Origin of the sequence: Paenibacillus sp. PastF-3 (assembly GCF_029893135.1) — a bacterium.
GTDB classification, from domain to species: Bacteria; Bacillota; Bacilli; order Paenibacillales; family Paenibacillaceae; genus Paenibacillus_AQ; species Paenibacillus_AQ nitricinens.
The window spans coordinates 274058-291489 of record NZ_JARXWM010000001.1 but is presented as its reverse complement, the minus strand read 5'-3'; the positions used below and the strand labels follow the sequence as shown (position 1 = coordinate 291489).

General features: G+C 42.9%; 18 protein-coding genes. 4 read left to right on the top strand and 14 right to left on the bottom strand.

Going from position 1 to position 17432, the window contains the following annotated elements:
- Positions 1–53: 53 nt before the first annotated feature.
- From M2444_RS01420 to M2444_RS01400, 5 genes are all read right to left on the bottom strand, one after another.
- The gene (locus tag M2444_RS01420; protein WP_280786043.1) at positions 54–1157 is read right to left on the bottom strand and encodes a Gfo/Idh/MocA family protein; all 1104 of its coding nucleotides are present in this window, start codon (positions 1155–1157) and stop codon (positions 54–56) included.
- Between the two features lie 20 nt (positions 1158–1177).
- On the bottom strand, positions 1178–1900 hold the full coding sequence (locus tag M2444_RS01415) for a ThuA domain-containing protein (RefSeq protein ID WP_280786042.1): 723 nt from the start codon (positions 1898–1900) through the stop codon (positions 1178–1180).
- Positions 1901–1925: 25 nt separating this feature from the next.
- Positions 1926–3086, bottom strand: coding sequence for a Gfo/Idh/MocA family protein (locus tag M2444_RS01410; protein WP_094874172.1), 1161 nt, complete (start codon positions 3084–3086; stop codon positions 1926–1928).
- Between the two features lies 1 nt (position 3087).
- Positions 3088–4197: a LacI family DNA-binding transcriptional regulator gene (locus tag M2444_RS01405; protein ID WP_179281747.1), complete on the bottom strand. Its 1110-nt coding sequence runs from the start codon at positions 4195–4197 to the stop codon at positions 3088–3090.
- Between the two features lie 102 nt (positions 4198–4299).
- Entirely contained in the window at positions 4300–5175 is an 876-nt protein-coding gene (locus M2444_RS01400; RefSeq protein WP_094874171.1) for a LysR family transcriptional regulator, read from the bottom strand.
- A gap of 128 nt (positions 5176–5303) precedes the next feature.
- On the opposite strand from M2444_RS01400, the gene M2444_RS01395 reads away from it, so the two are divergent.
- Positions 5304–6197 carry a DMT family transporter gene (locus M2444_RS01395; protein WP_094874170.1) on the top strand — a complete coding sequence of 298 codons (894 nt, stop codon included), beginning with the start codon at positions 5304–5306 and terminating at the stop codon, positions 6195–6197.
- 77 nt (positions 6198–6274) lie between these two features.
- On the opposite strand, the gene M2444_RS01390 is transcribed toward M2444_RS01395, so the two are convergent.
- The 6 genes from M2444_RS01390 to M2444_RS01365 form a co-directional block, all read right to left on the bottom strand.
- Complete coding sequence (locus tag M2444_RS01390; RefSeq protein WP_094874169.1) at positions 6275–7774, bottom strand: DHA2 family efflux MFS transporter permease subunit; 1500 nt, start codon at positions 7772–7774, stop codon at positions 6275–6277.
- A 249-nt stretch (positions 7775–8023) separates the two neighbouring features.
- Positions 8024–8773: a stalk domain-containing protein gene (locus M2444_RS01385; RefSeq protein ID WP_094874168.1), complete on the bottom strand. Its 750-nt coding sequence runs from the start codon at positions 8771–8773 to the stop codon at positions 8024–8026.
- Between the two features lie 126 nt (positions 8774–8899).
- Positions 8900–9664 carry a M15 family metallopeptidase gene (locus M2444_RS01380; protein ID WP_218832799.1) on the bottom strand — a complete coding sequence of 255 codons (765 nt, stop codon included), beginning with the start codon at positions 9662–9664 and terminating at the stop codon, positions 8900–8902.
- A 45-nt stretch (positions 9665–9709) separates the two neighbouring features.
- Positions 9710–10615 (bottom strand): hypothetical protein, encoded by a 906-nt coding sequence (locus M2444_RS01375; RefSeq protein ID WP_280786041.1) that lies wholly within the window; start codon positions 10613–10615, stop codon positions 9710–9712.
- A gap of 67 nt (positions 10616–10682) precedes the next feature.
- Positions 10683–12008, bottom strand: coding sequence for an FtsW/RodA/SpoVE family cell cycle protein (locus tag M2444_RS01370; RefSeq protein ID WP_280786040.1), 1326 nt, complete (start codon positions 12006–12008; stop codon positions 10683–10685).
- On the bottom strand, positions 12005–12337 hold the full coding sequence (locus M2444_RS01365) for a PadR family transcriptional regulator (protein WP_179281746.1): 333 nt from the start codon (positions 12335–12337) through the stop codon (positions 12005–12007). Before M2444_RS01365 ends, M2444_RS01370 begins: the two co-directional genes overlap by 4 nt.
- Positions 12338–12567: 230 nt before the next feature.
- Between M2444_RS01365 and M2444_RS01360 the strand changes: the two genes are divergently transcribed.
- Together M2444_RS01360 and M2444_RS01355 are read left to right on the top strand one after the other, a co-directional pair.
- A complete protein-coding gene (locus M2444_RS01360) occupies positions 12568–13101 on the top strand; it encodes a PadR family transcriptional regulator (RefSeq protein ID WP_280786039.1) in 534 nt (177 codons plus the stop codon).
- Positions 13102–13159: 58 nt separating this feature from the next.
- Positions 13160–13978: an SDR family oxidoreductase gene (locus tag M2444_RS01355; protein ID WP_280786038.1), complete on the top strand. Its 819-nt coding sequence runs from the start codon at positions 13160–13162 to the stop codon at positions 13976–13978.
- A 162-nt stretch (positions 13979–14140) separates the two neighbouring features.
- Here the strand turns inward: M2444_RS01355 and M2444_RS01350 are convergent, their stop codons facing one another.
- A complete protein-coding gene (locus M2444_RS01350) occupies positions 14141–15595 on the bottom strand; it encodes a DHA2 family efflux MFS transporter permease subunit (RefSeq protein ID WP_094874181.1) in 1455 nt (484 codons plus the stop codon).
- Positions 15596–15645: 50 nt separating this feature from the next.
- Complete coding sequence (locus tag M2444_RS01345; RefSeq protein ID WP_094878284.1) at positions 15646–16215, bottom strand: TetR/AcrR family transcriptional regulator; 570 nt, start codon at positions 16213–16215, stop codon at positions 15646–15648.
- A gap of 162 nt (positions 16216–16377) precedes the next feature.
- On the opposite strand from M2444_RS01345, the gene M2444_RS01340 reads away from it, so the two are divergent.
- On the top strand, positions 16378–16812 hold the full coding sequence (locus M2444_RS01340; protein WP_094874162.1) for a DUF4395 domain-containing protein: 435 nt from the start codon (positions 16378–16380) through the stop codon (positions 16810–16812).
- 5 nt (positions 16813–16817) lie between these two features.
- Here M2444_RS01340 and M2444_RS01335 read toward each other — a convergent pair whose 3' ends face one another.
- Positions 16818–17351, bottom strand: a complete 534-nt coding sequence (locus M2444_RS01335) for a hypothetical protein (RefSeq protein WP_280786037.1) — start codon at positions 17349–17351, stop codon at positions 16818–16820.
- Positions 17352–17432: the final 81 nt, after the last annotated feature.

Here is a 17432-nt window from a genome sequence, read left to right as displayed (position 1 = left end):
ATTTTCTCAAACGGAGATTGGAAGTGATAGGTTGCAGTAATAGAATGATTTCTCTAATCCAGTGTATAAGGAGCGAGCCCAATCGGAAGCGCTTCAGGACGAGTGCAGGTACTCTCCATTTCGTAGAATGAATGACCATCTGAAGAATCATGGAACGCCCACATCGCTTCTAGTACATGATAAGCCAATTCTCCACTAGCGCGGTGCTGTCTTCCCGTCCGAATGGCATAAGCTATATCCGCTGGACCAATTCCACGAGTATTTTGATCATATCCAGATAACAGTGGTTGCTCCGTCCATTCATTCTCACCCATAAGCCGGTATTTCACCGGACCTCCAAAATTATTAGGATCCGGCACTTGAATCGTTCCAAGTGTTCCATAGATTTCTATATGCGGCAGGTTACTTCCGCCAAAGATATCAAAGCTAGTAATCAGCGTTGCTATGGCTCCATTCTCAAATCTTAATGTTCCAGCTACATGGGTCGGTATTTGCACAGGAATTTTATTCCCCAATTTCTTCTCACTTGTAATCGTGCGTTCTTCCAGCGCTTTTCCAGTCATTCCGCTAACCGTACGAATAGGTCCGAGCAACTGCACCAATGCTGTCAAATAGTACGGCCCCATATCGAACATGGGTCCTCCACCTGCGGCATAATAAAATTCAGGATCTGGATGCCAATGCTCATGTCCACGGCCCATCATAAAGGATGTAGCTGCAACAGGTTCGCCAATTACGCCCTCCTCGATCAGCTTCAATACGGTCTGAATGCCCGATCCGAAGAAGGTTTCCGGTGCGCTGCCCACAAGCACGCCTTGTTCACGAGCAGCAGACAGAACTTGACGTCCTTCTTCTCTCGTCACAGCCAGCGGCTTCTCAACGTACACATGTTTACCCGCTTCAATGGCTTTCAGGCATACCTCCGCATGAACAGCTGGAATCGTCAGGTTAATTACAATCTCTATCTCCGGATCATTCAGTAACTGCTCTGTGGTATAAACGTTAGGAATATTGTATTGATCCGCTTGTTCCTGTGCTCTAGCCAAATCTAAATCAGCACACGCAACTAGATCCAAGATCTCGAACTTTTGACAATTCTCCATATAGATACTACTGATTTTACCGCAGCCAATAATTCCGACTTTGACTTTATCCATTCGTTGATCGCTCCCACTGTTTATTGACTGTCTGCCATTCCGCTATAGCTGGTACTTACCGTTGAAAGATTGGATTGTGTAAGGGCTTTGCCTTCAGCCGCCCATAGCAGTCCTCTACGCATCATTTCCTTTACCTGTTGCATAGCTACAATATCCGCATGATGACCAAGAGAATTATAATAAACTCTGCCGAGCCCCCAACGTTTTGTCCAAGCTACCGGCATATCTACAGCTTTATTGTACGAATGAGGACCTTCTACAACTGGGAAACGAGTCGTTGCTAGTATTTCTACAGCTGGATCTACATGGAGATAATATTGCTCCGAACACACGCTGAAATCTTCTAATCCTTCTACCAATGGACTTGAGCTTTGACGAATCTCGACAGTATAGTTCACACCGTCATTGCCAGGATGAGCTACCCATTGCCCTCCCGTCATAAACTGCCAATCTACATTATTTCGGAAAGAATCACACATCCCACCATGGCAACCTGCAAGCCCTGTCCCTTGCTGCACAGCAGCCGAGACATTGTCCACCAGCTTCTGATCGATTGTACCCATCGTCCATACCGGAACGATCAAATCTAATCCAAGAAGCTTATCCGCATCGGCAAAAGCCTCAAGCGTGTTCGATACCTCCACTTCAAACTGTTCCTCTTGCAATACCTTAGCGAAGATATCAGCGACCTGTTCAGGCTCATGACCCTCCCAACCGCCCCATACAATCAATGCTTTTCTCATCTTCAGCACGCCTCCTTATGATAGATTACATCTCAGATAAATCGACCCAGCGGCGCTCATCAATAGAGCGTTCTACAGCTTCCAGCACAGCTTGACATTTCACCCCATCATGGAAGTTAGGAACAGGCTGACGTCCTTCTTCAATCGCGTTGGAAAGCTCCAACATCTCGTGAATAAAGGTATGTTCAAACCCAATCGTATGACCCGGCGGCCACCAAGCCTCTGCATATTCATGCGCAGGATCTGTAGCCAGCACGCGCCGAAAACCCTGTACATCCTCAGCGTCTGAAGTCAAATAGACTTCTAATTCATTCATCCGCTCGAAGTCGAATTTCACACTGCCAAGACTTCCGTTGATTTCAAAGGAATTGGTAGAGCGATGACCTGCTGCGAATCTGGTTGCTTCAAAGCTACCCATGGCACCGTTTTCAAAACGGGCTAAAAACAATGTGGCATCGTCAACGGTAACCTTACCCTTTGGGGCATCCTTATCACCTTTGGCGCTTAATCCGGTCATTTCAGCGGCGAGTGGGCGCTCTTTTATAAAGGTCTCACTCATGCCGATTACTTCCTTCACGTCACCCACTAAGAAGTGTGCCAAATCAATTAAATGCGCACCTAGATCTCCATGTGACCCTGAACCTGCAATCTCCTTCTGCAATCTCCAAACTAACGGGAATTCCGGATCTATAATCCAATCTTGCAGAAACCAAGCCCGAAAATGATAGATCTCCCCCAGCCTCCCGCTCTCTACAAGCTTCTTAGCCAGTCTAACCGCAGGTGAAAAGCGATAATTAAAACCAACCATATGTGTAACCCCTGCATCTTCAGCGGCTTGCAGCATCTCACGGGAATCCGCCAAGGTCAACGCGAGTGGTTTTTCACAAAAAATATGTTTACCAGCTTTGGCTGCTGCCAGAGCAATCTCCTTATGTGCGTTACTTGGAGCATTTATATCAATAAGATCGACATCCTTACGGGCGATCAATTCCTTCCAATCCGTTACACAATCCGCCCAACCTAACTGAGCGGCAGCTTCCTCAAGCGCTTCAGGATTCCGTCCACAAATCACAGACATTTCAGGTTTAAGCGCTTTCGGGAAAAACATTGGCAAACTGCGATAAGCATTACTATGCGCTTTACCCATAAATTTGTAACCGATCATTCCAATGCGAAGCTGTTTCATCTTATTCCTCCTTAGGATTCATAATTATGGATGAAGCTCGAATAACTAGTTCTGTCGGTAGTTTAATCTGGATGACTTGGGAGGATGATGAGGTTTCTGAGAGGCTATTCCCCAGCAATTCTAATACCTTAGCCACAGCGATTTCACCTAGCTCATAAAAGGGAACTCGCACACTGCTTAAGGCTGGTGTAGTTAGCTCAGCGGCATCTGAATCATCATACCCCACAATAGCTGGAATATGATCCCTTGGGATACCTAGCGCCTGCAAGCCTTGCTGCAATCCAATGGCCATTCGATCATTGGCGGCAACAATAGCATCAATCTCATTCAGCAGAGGCAACATCTCCTTAGCAGCCATAACACCGCTTTTACGACTGAAATTGCCTTCGAATAAAAGCGATTCATCCAACGGAAGGTTAGACTCCTCCAAAGCGCGTGCATAACCCGTTAAACGATCTCGGCTGTTCGAATAAGATGCTGGCCCGTTTAGAAAGGCAATTCTTGTAAAGCCCTGATCCAGTAAGTGCCTGACCGCTTGCCAGCTTCCTTCGACATGATCAGCATCCACCTCGTGAAAAGCTTCTTCTTCAAAATGCTGATTAATCAGGCAAAATGGATAACCTTCCTCCTTTAAACGACGAAGTGAATCCAGCTCACCAGGCTCTTCTTTGGCACCGAGTACAATGCAAGCATCGATCTTCCGCATCTTAAACAAACCGCAATAATCCATGGGCTCCTCGGCATTTCGAAAGAGCATTAGCAGATCATAACCCTCTTCTCGCGCCTTACTCCCAATTCCACTTAATATTTCAGAAAAATAATAAGTGGAGAACAAGCGTGCATTTGGCAAATAAGGCATTACTACACCAAGGTGCCCGCTTCTTCTACGAGCAAAGCTCTGCGCGAGTGAACTAGGGGTATATCCCAGCTTGAGCGCAGCTGCCAACACACGTTCCTTCGTTTCTTCCTTGAGCGGACCTACGTTGTTTAACACACGAGAGACTGTGGCTTCTGAGACTCCGGCAAGCTCGGCAACCTCTTTACGGCTGGCGATAGAAATCCCTCCTACGAAAGCGTATTCATTTAGATGTACGCGCGTACATTCTCTCATGAACCATGCCCTTCGTCAACCCTATTTTTGGATATTTATTAATAATAAATCCCCTGAATCGAATCAGGGGATTGAGATCATTTGAATTGGATTACTAACTATTCAGGGATTCCCCATTAACCACGCTTGCACATGCTTTAGGAATTTTCTAGTAGCAGGGGAAGCGTATTTCATGGAGTGTACAGCGATCCCAAGCGATCTAAAACTTCGTTCCTCCAATTCAAGCATGGTTACGTTATAATTTTGACGGGTTAACACAAGCTCTGGCAAAATACTAATCCCAAGCCCCTTCTCCACCATTGCCATAATGGCATAGTCATCACCCGCTGAAAACTTAATATTCGGTTTGATGCCTGCCTTATCCAGCACACGTCTGACATCATAATCTGAACCTGCCTTCGGGATGATGAAATCCTCCTTCGCAATTTGGGATAATGACAGAAACGGCTCTGCGCTAAGCGGGTTATCTTTGGAAACGATACCTAACATCCGGTCCTTTTTTAAGGGAATCACTTCGAACTTCTCACGGGTAGGCAGAGAAATAAAACCACAGTCAACAACTCCGGCCTCAATCCATTGTTCTACCTCTAAGTAACCCCCCTCCATTAACCTAATTTCTATATAGGGGTATTCACTGCGGAATTGCTTAATCATCCCTGGCAGCCAATGTACGGATACACTGGTAAACGTCCCAATGGTAATGGTACCGACCTCTAGCCCATGAATATCCGCTACTTCCTGCTTCAATTGTTCATTCCACTTTAGAATTTCACGGATCGGCTGCAGTACTTGCTCACCGTTGACCGTTAATTTAACCCCAGATCTATTTCTAATTAATAACGTGAAGCCAAACTCCATCTCCAAGCTGCTAATCGTGTGGCTAATCCCAGATTGCGTAAAGCCCAGCACATCTGCTGCTTTGGTTAGGCTCCCCAGCTCCACAACTTTTAGAAAAATCTCATACTTATTAATGCTCAACCTCTATCCCTCACCTTTATAAGTTGCATAAGTTTTACTCATGTATCCTATGATAAACATTCAGTTACCTTATGTATAGAGCCGTATTATAATATGTTGAGTTGATGATAAAGAAGGATGATGACGAGATGAAACCGCTCAAAGCTGAGCTGCTGCTGTTAGTTGTAACATTATTTTGGGGCTCCTCCTACATATTTATGAAAATGGGTTTAGGTACATTAGGCGAATTCAATCTGATTGCACTCCGCTTCGGACTTGCTTTTATATTAGCCACAGTGATCTTCCACAAACGATTAAGACAAGTAGACATCAAAACAATAAAATATGGTGCTCTACTCGGATTCTTACTCCTCGGCGTGTTCACATGCATAACCTTCGGACTGAAGACTACAACAACCTCCAACGCTGGATTTTTAGTTGCCTTGACGGTCATTTTTGTACCGATATTAGATCGAGTTATTTTCAAAAAGAGAATCGCATCTGCGCAGGTTTTCGGCTCCATACTCGCTATAGCTGGAATTGGACTCCTTACCTTAAACGCAACCCTATCGATTGGGCCAGGTGACTTCCTTTGTATTCTTTCGGCGGTATTCTATGCGGTACAGATCTTATTTACAGGCAAGGCTGTAAAAGAGTGTGATTCTCTGAATATTGGAATCTTACAGTTGGGTTTTGCCGGAGGCTTTGCTTTAGTGTTATCTGCACTGTTCGAGACACCTTCGCTTCCTTCGACTTTACCGGCATGGATTGCGATCCTCGCACTTGGGATTCTCTGTAGTGCCTGTGGCTTCATCCTGCAACCCATTGCTCAAAAATATACTTCCCCATCACGCACCGGACTGATCTTCTCCCTTGAGCCGGTATTCGCCGCACTGTTCGGCTATTGGTTCGCCGCTGAAAAGCTATCGATGCAAGGATATGCTGGTGCAGCCCTTGTACTACTGGGGATTGTGGCCTCTGAGCTATTGGGTAAATTGTCTCTAACCCCAGCGTTGGTTCAGAAGAAACCAGAACATCTATAGATAGATTCTCTAATACAAAAAAGGCGTCGTCAGCTAGGCAAGCTGAACGACGCCTTTTTATCATCTAATCTTATGAATTAATGCCCCATCATCATTGCTGCATCCGCCTTCTGGCCTTCTTCGGAGGAGGAATCACTCGAAGAAAGCTTAGGCTTGCGCAGAATAATCGACATCAATACTCCGACTACAGCAATACAGCCAGACAGGAAGAATACATCATCGAAGCCTAGAACTGCAGCTGTCAAAGGATTGCTCCCTGCTTCCAAAGCACCCATATGCACAGTGATTTGACTGGTCAGATAACCCGTCAAGCCTGCTACAGCAAAGGCCACAACCACCTGCTGTGCCGCTGCGGTAAGCGATGTAACACGGCTCACTAATTCACGCGGTGCTGCATTCAGAACATGTGTATTGAGTGGCATCATCGCTATACCCATTCCAAATCCTAATAAACCAAGATACGTCATAATTAAGTTTAGACTAGTATTTATCGTAATTCCTGACAGTAGGAATAAGGTAACCGTAATAATGCTCAGACCCACAAAAGCCAGCGGTCGTGCCCCTATCTTATCAAACAGTTTGCCGCCAAGCGGCATGCCGATTACACATGCTAAAGCTTGTGGAAGCAGTATTAATCCCGTTTCTAGTGGTGTATACGCCCGAATCTGCTGTAAGTATAGCGGCACGAACAGCATGGAACCAAACAATGCGGCCTGCATGACCCAAGTTAAAATAATGCCGCGGGTGAAATCTGAGGAGCGAAACACGCGCAGATCCAGCAAAGGCTGTTTATGCCGCAGTTCAACGATTATAAATAGAATTAGTGCAACGCCCCCAACAGATAATCCGAGGATTGCCGGAGTCGATGACCAACTATTCGCTCCACCTTCATTTACTCCATAAGCTAGCATAGAAAACGCAATCGGTGCCAGTATTATGCCTAATATGTCGAGGTTGCCTTTCCCAATCTTCTCCGTCCTAGGTAGGTACTTAACGCCAAGAATAATACCAACAATCCCAATCGGCACGTTGATCAGGAAGATCCAATGCCAGCTAACGTATTCAACAAGCCATCCGGACAAAATTGGGCCAAGGGCAGGAGCAAGCAGCATGGGAATCCCTAACATCCCCATAATCGACCCTCTTCGTTCTGCTGGAGCTAACTTAAACACCATAGCCATCCCAATAGGAGCTACCATCCCCCCACCAAGTCCTTGGATCACACGAAAAATAACAAGCTGCGAAGAAGTTTGAGCAACGGAACATAACATGGAGCCAAGAATGAACAACGTGAGCGTCACCAGAAACACTTGTTTAGAACCGAAGCGATCCGTCATCCAGCCTGCGAGCGGTATTACAGCCGCTAAAGCTAATGTGTACCCTGTAATCGCCCACTGAATCGTTTGGAGATCGGAACCGAAGTAGTCCACGAGCTTGGGAACTGCTACATTAACCACCGTACCATCCAGAATAACCATTATCATACCGACGATAATTGCAAGAAGCGGGGGGATGATAGCTCTTAGCGAGAATGGTTGTTCTTCTGTTTGGCTACTCCCAGTTATTGATTTTGTCATCCAGTGCTCCACTCTTTTCTCTAATTTAGTTAAATGCTTTAACGATTATTTCAAATTTTAATTTACCTTCGATGAAGGCGAAAGTCAACAAATAAAACCCTTTTTTACAATAAAAATACATTGTATTTACGTTCCTCTCAGAATGTTAATCCAATCAAAAAAGACTATGCATGGTCCCCTTAAGAAATTTCCTTAAGGAACGTACGCATAGCCTGTTGTGCCTGAAACGGTATCATTAATATTCTTTCACTAAATGGAAGGAAGGTTTCCCTTTAATTCAATAATCTTACCAGACTTATTAAGAACAAACTCCAGAGAGGCTTCAGTCACAGCAAAGCCAAGTACACATTGTATGGACACTTGATCTTCTTTTTGACTACTTTCCGTAGACTTTATGCCATGATATGTACCTGCTCGTGCCGTAAATTCAGCCCAATATTTCTGTAAACCCGGGACGGAAAGCGAACGCTTCATTTCATCACTAAAGAATCGATTCTCTAATTCTTGAAATTGTCCAGTGCTTAGCAATCCAGCGATCACGCTTGCTGTAACCTCAGGCGCATAAACTTCCACTAGATTAGCGTCAGCATTATAGGAGGTAACTAGTCCTATGCTAGTGAAAAAAGAGAGGGGAACATATAAGTGTTCCTTCTTAAACACAACATTATCCTTAAATTCTCTTTTCTCTTTATCATTAATGGTAATATGGTCGTCTCCTACCTTATACTCAATCTTTTGTTTGACTCCAGTTAAGGTAATGGTGTCCGTGCTTTTTTGATAAGTGGTTTGATATTTCAAGACGCTTGTTGCTTCTCGAAGGGGAATCATTACCGTAGAACCGTTAGGATAGGCTGAATATTGATCTGCTTTTAGAACCTGACCGTTCAAAACTACCTTTACTTCACTTACATCTGCCCAAGCTGTAGAATAGGTAGTTCCTCCAAATCCATTTACCAATAACAGTACACTTAGCACTACAACAACCGCGATTTTGTTCATCCGTTCGAAACCTCCCTTTTTTTGACTATTAGTATTATGTGCGTTTCCAGCATCTGCTAATCCTAATGGTAGTCAAGCTCAACAAAAAAAGTGAATCGGTTCTTACATGGACATTCAAGTTCTAGGTTATTCCACTTTGAAGTCAAAGTATTGTTTAGGATAAGGTTCCTTCGTCAATGTAAAATGCCACCATTCTTTGCTGTAAGGTTTAAATCCCTGTTGTACCATTGCCTCTTTGAGGATCGCGCGATTTGCTTTCTGAGTCTTGTTGATTAAGGGTGTATCATAATAGGAGATGTCTCCGAAAAAATCAAACGGGCTGCCCATATCTACTTCGGCTCCCGTTTCTTTATTTACGATCGTTAAATCGATGGTGCTACCTCTGGAATGGCCTGATTTTTTAGCAATAAAACCAAGTTTAAATAGATTACGTTTATCCAGTCGCGGATAATATTGCTGTTTCATCTTAGTATCTGCGGCATTCTGCGACCATCTTACAAAATGATTCACCGCCGTCTGCGGGCGATAAGCATCATAGATTTTAAGAATATAACCTTTGTTCGCTAAATCCTCACTAACCGCTTTTAAAGCCGTTGCCGCTGTCCCCGAGAATATTGCTAAAGGCGCCTTATAACCATCCATCCGCTTCCCAACAAAATTGTTGTCCCCGTAGTAACGAATCTCATATTGTGCCGTAGGAATCACTTCATCCAAATAGACAAAACCTTGCGGTAAATGATTTTTCTTCGCAAGTTGCATCTGCTGCAGCACGGAGTCCGTTGAAGAACCGACATAAGCGGCTTCTGCACTACCCATAAACATACTGTTTGTCCACAACGACAGCACAACTGCGAAAACTGCGATTCTTGTTCTTCTTGATCCTATTCTCAATTCATCCAGCCTCTTCTCAGGTGTTGTCTTCACATACTCTAATAATTACGAGTTTACGGTTTCAACTAGAAATTTTTCTATTACTGGAGTGAATTTATTATTCGTGGAATTAAGTAATTGTAGTAGCTTTTCTAAAATCGAAAGAATTCTAGTATCAACCTTGCTATTTTTTAGTGCATTTTCATACGCCTTTTTTACTTCTGGCTTGATAACTTGCTCATCATAGTCGTATGCAGGTGTATTACTTGTTCCATATAATAAGCGAGACGTTGCAATAAGAAGTTCTTTTTGAAGAGCGGTTGAACGGTTAGAAGCAGGATATTTCGTCACAAAATCCTCTATTGCAAGCGCTCTACTCGTTAACTCGGTCCAACTGATTACTATCGCTGCATCAGATACACTCGGTTGATTAGATTCGGTGGCCATGATGTCAATATAAGCTGCGATGTCCTTCGTAACAGAAGGCTTAAAGATCTTAAATCCCTCATAATGCATCACCGGATAGTACATGCCCTCACTGGTCTCCAGCTTATATCCCTTATCTCGACCTTCAATTAACACATTGCGTACGTTGGAATCGTTGATCGTATTAAGAAGTGCGGTAAAGGTTAGATTTTTGTTTTTGGAAAAAGCACTATTTATCTCTTTCTGCATCTTGTCCGGAAAAACCTTTTCTGAGTATACAATTAAATGCGCCTTCTGTGCATTCTCGAGCTGAAGTGTCATCTGAGTCGCTGTCCAGGTATCCACTTCTTTGATATGGTTAATTAAATAATTACGTGCGTTAGCAAGAGATGTCGGCTTCTGTACATACTGCTGAAATTGATTATAAACGCCTGCAGATTCCGTTGCCGTGGCGGCAAGTACTGGCTCTATGCCCCAAGTTCTTAATCCCGTCACTGAACCAATAGTTATAGCAATACTTAATAAGCTTGCTTTTTTCCAGTTCAATCCATGACCTCCTTTTGCCATATGTGTAATTGTACTTAATATATGGACATACGGGAAGATCCTGAATCTAACCTAGTACTGTATTCTCTTGGACGCCTCCAATATCCTTCCTGCGATAAATGCCCATCAAAAGTCCAATGGCAGCATATTCAAACCACACATGACTCCCATAGCTGAGGAACGGAAATGGAATTGATGTCAGCATCATTCCCCCGCTCAAAACAGCAAGACCGTAGGCAAATCTTATCGCAAGAAAAAATGCTAAGCCAACAACAAGTGCTTGTCCGTAAGGTTCACGAATCGCTCGTATCGTTGAAAGCAGCTTAATCAAAAGCCAGGTTATAACAGCTGCCAGAAGCAATCCACCCGCCCAACCAAAGCAATGGATCAGATAGACTGGCAACATATCAGAGTAGACATACGGCAGCTTTTGTTCTACTGATCCGAACCCGTGACCCCACCACCCTGCTGAACTTAAAACTTCACGCATGACTTGATAAATATATCCATAACCTTCCGGATCTAAAGATGGGTTTATAGCATTTATGAATCTAGCCAGCAAGTAGTCACTTTTAATAATAAAAATCAGTCCAATTATCAAAAAGAACCCTAACAACACGACACTCTTTAACCAATCGCGAATAATCCATAAATACAATACGATTGAATAGGCAAGATACATCACTAACTCTGGAAGAGCATTTAAAGAGAGGAGAAACAAAGCGGGTAGTAACAGAATACCTACTTCGAACAACCCACTTCGCAAAGTTTTCTTGTTAGCTGCTTCCCTACGATTTACTAGAATCCCTGTTAGAGCGACAATCAGCATAAAAGGACGATAGGATGTCATATCAGGTAAAATCAAGAAAATCCTAGGACCATAGTTCATGCCATTAACTTGAGTCCCCCAAAATATGCTCACTAAAATACCTATTAAGGAAGTACCATATAACACCCAAGAAAGTCCCTTTAATCTTCTGAAATCAATGAAGTACAATCCAAACATTAGAACAATTCCAATAACTATATTAATCGACTGCCGTCTAAGCGCATTATCTAAAAAAGAACCTTTAACAATATCACTATAGCCAGCATCCACAGAGCCCATTCCGATCAAACTAATCGCGGACAACAAAGCTATAACGCCAAACAATCCCCAAGGAACTCGTGGTTTATGTATTTGATGAAGTTCCCTCCCTAACGTTTGCGGATTTCCCATTTGTGCAATTGCCCAAGCTATTGCTTCATCTCTAGGCATGCCAGTCGCTTCTTTTTCACAGATTAATTCTTCCAGATGATTAGCTAATTCTAGACGTATCTCGGGGTGAGTTTTTTTCGCTTTAATCTCTGCACATACTTTATCCAAAAATTGCTGCTGCCTCTCTTTCATCATATACCACCCTCTCCCAGAACAGAGTCAACTGCCCCTTTAAACAAAACCCATTCCGCCCTTTTCTCCTTGAGCTTCTCTTTACCTTCATCCAGAATTCTATAATATTTACGCTTCCTTCCGTCTACCTCCATCCAATAAGCTTCCACCCAACGTTCGCTTTCCATCGCATGCAGAATCGGATACAAGGTTCCTTCTTTCAAAGCAAAAACACCCTCTGATCTCAGCTCCAGCTCTTTGATCAGCTCATAACCATATAATGGCTTCTCCAGTAAAAGAGTCAGAATCAACGTGCCTGTACTGCCCTTCAGCATTTCTTTACTTACTTTCAACGGTCTACACCTCCTGATCTCTAAACTCCATTGACTACATCTGATTATCACGAATATTATTTAGCCTGTTATACCTAGGACAACTATACATCGTAAATCTATGTATGTAAAGTATTAACATAGAATGACAGTGATATATATTTGTTAAATATATATTGACTCAATATATATTGATCTGATATATTGTGATGGCGATATACAATTTTTTCTAACTACTAGGAGGTTTTGTTTTGAACAGTCAGGACGTTATTTTAGGCATGCTTATGAAAGAATCGAAGACTGGTTATGAAATAAAACAGTTATTGGAGGATGTCTTCTCTAATTTCTATAGTTCTAGTTATGGAACGATTTATCCCACACTTGCTCGAATGGAAAAGGAGGGTTTGATCACTAAGGAAAATGTGCAGCAGGAAGGTAAGCCTAACAAGAATCTTTTAAACATCACGGATAAAGGAAGAGATAGTTTTAATGCCTATTTGCAAGCCCCACTAGAGGCAGATAGTATCAAGAAATCTGATTTTATGATGAGGCTATATTTTGGTGAGTTTGTTGGGTATGACAAGGTGATTATTTGGTTGAAGCAAGCCCAAGAAGAATCACAAAATAAGTTAGACCAATTACTTGAGCAGCATTCGCTCCATAAAGATGAAATGCATCCAGCACAGATTATCTGTATCCAAATTGGCATAGAAGAATATAAAGCAAAACTCAGAATCATCGCCGATGGTTTGTTAAGCATGGAGCAGTTAGTGCTTACGAAGTAAGTTTTGTACGTACCAAGTGAAGATGTAACACTCAGAAAACTTTTAGGAGGAATTGTTAATGAAAACAATTTTTATAACGGGTGCTTCGTCTGGCATTGGGAGAACTACAGCAAAACATTTTGCTGAAAGAGGATGGAACGTTGTAGCAACGATGCGTTCACCTGAACAAGAAAGTGAACTTATTACACTTGATAATGTATTGGTTTTACAGCTTGATGTTGAGAAGGCAGAGACGATTCAACCTGCGTTAGCGGAAGCAATTAAGCATTTCGGTAAAATTGACGTCCTCCTCAATAATGCGGGTTATGGAACAATGGGACTTATTGAGGTAGCGACAGATGAGCAGATCAGAAGACAGTTTGAAGTGAACGTATTTGGACTTATCAGTATGACTAAAGCCATCTTGCCCCACTTTAGATCTAATCAAAATGGTTTGCTGATCAATATTTCTTCTATGGGAGGGAAAGTAACCTTTCCTACGATGTCTCTGTATCATTCAACGAAATTCGCCGTAGAAGGTTTTTCTGAATCCGTATCTTATGAATTAGCATCACAAAACATCAAAGTAAAGATAATTGAACCCGGTGCTATTCAGACGGACTTTGGTGGAAGATCGATGGAGTTCTTTTTTAATGAGGCATTAACAGATTATAAGCCCTTTACGACTGCATTTTTAGGTAAGCTGGGTGAGATGGAAAAACAACCTGACTATGCTTCACCTCCAGAAATCGTTGCGGAAACCATATATCAGGCCGCCACAGATGGGACAAGTCAATTCCGGTACATCGTTGGAGAAGATGCAAAAATGCTCATTCATATGAAAGAAACTACAGATGAAGAAGAGTATCTGACTAATATTGCCCAGCATTTTTCTTAAAAAGAAGTTAGGTGGAGGCCGCTTCTCTGTATGCTACCAGGGAGAGGCCCTTCTTTCTTGTTGTAGGCAAAAAAAGTCCCCTCCGATCGACAGTGATGAGTCCATAGGTTCATGAACTTTCACCACTATCTAGCGTAAGGGGATAACGGTTTACCTTATTTATTAATGCATTGAAGTATTCATTTTATGATTCACAACTACTCTTTTAATGAAGAAAGCAAGTATTAGTCCTACAATCGCCATACTCATTCCGAAAATAAAAGCATTTTGCACACCTTGCGTGAACGCAGGCAACATATTCGCTGGATCGGCAGGATCGGCCACAGTTTTCAAATAATTCTTAGAACCTGCGGACATAATGCTGACCGCTAATGCGGTACCGATCGCACCAGCAACCTGCTGCAGCGTATTCATAATCGCTGTTCCATCTGGATATAATTCTAGCGGCAGCTGGTTAATTCCGTTGGTTTGTGCAGGCATAAATACCATCGACACACCAATCATAAGGGTACTGTGAAGTACGATTACGAATACGACCGTAGAAGCTACAGTAATACTGGAGAAGAACCACAAGGCAGCCGCTGCAATAGTTAGACCCGGAATAACGAGCCATTTCGGACCGTACTTATCGAACATACGACCCATGATCGGGGACATCAATCCGTTAATAATCCCCCCTGGAAGTAGCAGCAAGCCTGCCTTGAACGCTGTATATCCTTGACCCTGTTGAAGATACATCGGCAGAATCAACATGGATGATAGGATAACCATCATACAAATAAATACCATAGCCACACCAATGGAGAACATCGGATATTTAAATGCTCGCAGATTAATCATAGGCTGCTTCATCTTCATTTGACGCAAACCGAATAGTAAGAGTGATACCACACCTACTACGATAGCTATGATCACTTTTGGACTTCCCCAACCAGCTTCTTCACCGGCGCTACTGAAACCAAACACGATTCCACCAAATCCGATTGAAGATAACACTATGGAGAGAATGTCAATCTTCGGCTTCGTAACCTTCGTTACATTTTGCATGAAGAGGATCCCGAATATCAATGCGATCACCAGGAATGGCAGTGACAGCCAGAAGATCCAGTGCCAGCTAAGGCTTTCAATTAGAAGACCAGCAATAGTAGGACCGATCGCTGGCGCTACCATGATAACCAACCCAATCATCCCCATTGCAGCCCCACGTTTTTCAGGAGCAATGATGATAAGGATGGTATTAAACATTAGTGGTAATAGGAGCGCAGTACCCATTGCTTGTACCACACGAGCTGTTAATAGAAACTCAAAATTAGGTGATACTGCAGCTAGAAACGTTCCAAGTATTGAAAAACATAATGCAGCAACAAACAACTGTCTAGTCGAGAACCACTGAAGGAGCATTCCCGAAATTGGGACTAGAATCCCCAGTGTAAGCAGATAAGCTGTCGTCAACCATTGTGCTGTTGCTGGAGTAATTTGAAGGACATTCATAAGATCACTTAAAGCTACATTTAGTGCGGTTTCACTGAACATTCCGATAAATCCTGCAAGTAGTAATGAGACTAAAATCGGAATGGTTTTAAACTTCTTTACTTCATTTTGTTGCTTTCCTTGCATAGTTGCTTCCACTCTTAATCCTCCTGATATTCTTATCTATTTTTCTATATCTAACCAAGTATTGCAGGGATAATCTTTGCCGCCGCGAGAAGCGGTTGTTCATCCCTTAAAGTCAGCGTCTGAAGAAGTGCTCCTTCAAATAATGAGACTATTACTGAAGCCTTATCGGCTGCAGTGTTGCTCTCCACACCTTCTTCCAGAAGGCGTTTCTTGATCACATCCTGCAAGTCCATAAACACAGATTTACATGCAGTCCGCAGCTCCTCACTAATACAAGAGGTCTCCGCCGCTAACCAAAAACTGAACGGAACAATCCCCTCGAATGAGGATTCTACTGCATCTTTAGCCATTCCTAGAATGAAATCCTCCATCGCTTCAGCAGCATTATTGCCACTCACCAAATGATGCTTAATCTTCTGAGCAACTATTTCACCAATTCGGTTAATGCATGTTAAAACCAGCTCTTCTTTGCCGTGGGGGAAGTAATAATAAAGAGACCCCTTCGGTGAATCGCTGTCTTTAATAATCTGATTTAGGCCTGTTGCATGATATCCCTGAGAAAAAAATAATTTCGAAGCGGTGTGGAGAATCGCCTCACGCGTATTCGGCTTGTTCGACAAGCTGACACTTCCTTTGTATTATAACAATTGGTCTATATAATAGAACCATATTTTAAAGAGATATGTCAACATATAAATTACTTAAATTCAAAGTAATCTACTTCCCATTCCCTCAACCTCAGCGTATACTATAATTATTCCAATGAGAAAGGTGTGAATAAAATGCAAGACGTGCCCAAAGGAATTCCACGGCCATTAGTAAAGACTAATCAGGCGTTTATCGTCATTTCTGTAATATTGACATGGCTAACAGGACAGCACTGGATACTAGCGCTGCCCTTGTTTGCCGGATTGCTCGGACTGTTGTTCGGTTATAATCCTATTATTAAGCTAGCTGCCAAGTTTCTGACAAAAGAACGTTCGCACTATGTACTCGAAGACTGGTCACAACAACAGTTTAACCAAACCATTGCTGTATTCTGCCTAACAAGTGGTCTAATCAGCTTTATCGCGGGCTGGACGATTGCCGCCTATATTTTCACTGCGCTTGTTGCAGTGGCAGCCACTGTAGCCATTCTTGGTTTTTGCATCGGATGTTTTATCCATTATCAGTGGAGAATGTACAATTATAGACGTAAACAGAGCAGCACACATTAAACTTTTTAATGTTTCTCTTCTCCAACAACATCCCAGCGATGGCGAAATTTTAGAAGCCTAGGATGTAGTGATGAAGGGGCGGCTGGCAGCAATAACCGAATCTTTACAATCCACTCTTCAAAAGAGGAATACGAGGCAAACTGATTCGCCACCTCAGGCGTAAGATACAGAAAAATCGGCGAAGGGTAGATATCTGCAAGATGTCGAAACGCAGAATCAAGCGGAGTATATTTCTTTCGCTTCCCCTCCAAACTCTCTATCGTGATGAAGCTAAGTCCTTGATCCCTCTTCCATTCATGCAGCCGGTCCTCCCGCTTATAATAAGCGCTCACCGGCTCTTTGGTCATCCGTCTCACCGTTTCTTCATGAAGCGGATATAGCACTAGCTTAGTGAAACGCCGATCGGTGGCCGTTTTTGCCGCGATTACAAGCTCCTGATCTGTTATATGTTCAAAAGAATCGTAAAACACTAATGTCCCTTTACGTTGTTCAACCGGTGGCTCATAGCCGTAGGGAACATGCTGAATGTCTTTCCTCAATGAAACCCCTCCTGCTTGTTCTATTTATAAATCATATCATGTGACAATAGCGGGGCTATCATTCTTATCTTGCAGTTGAAG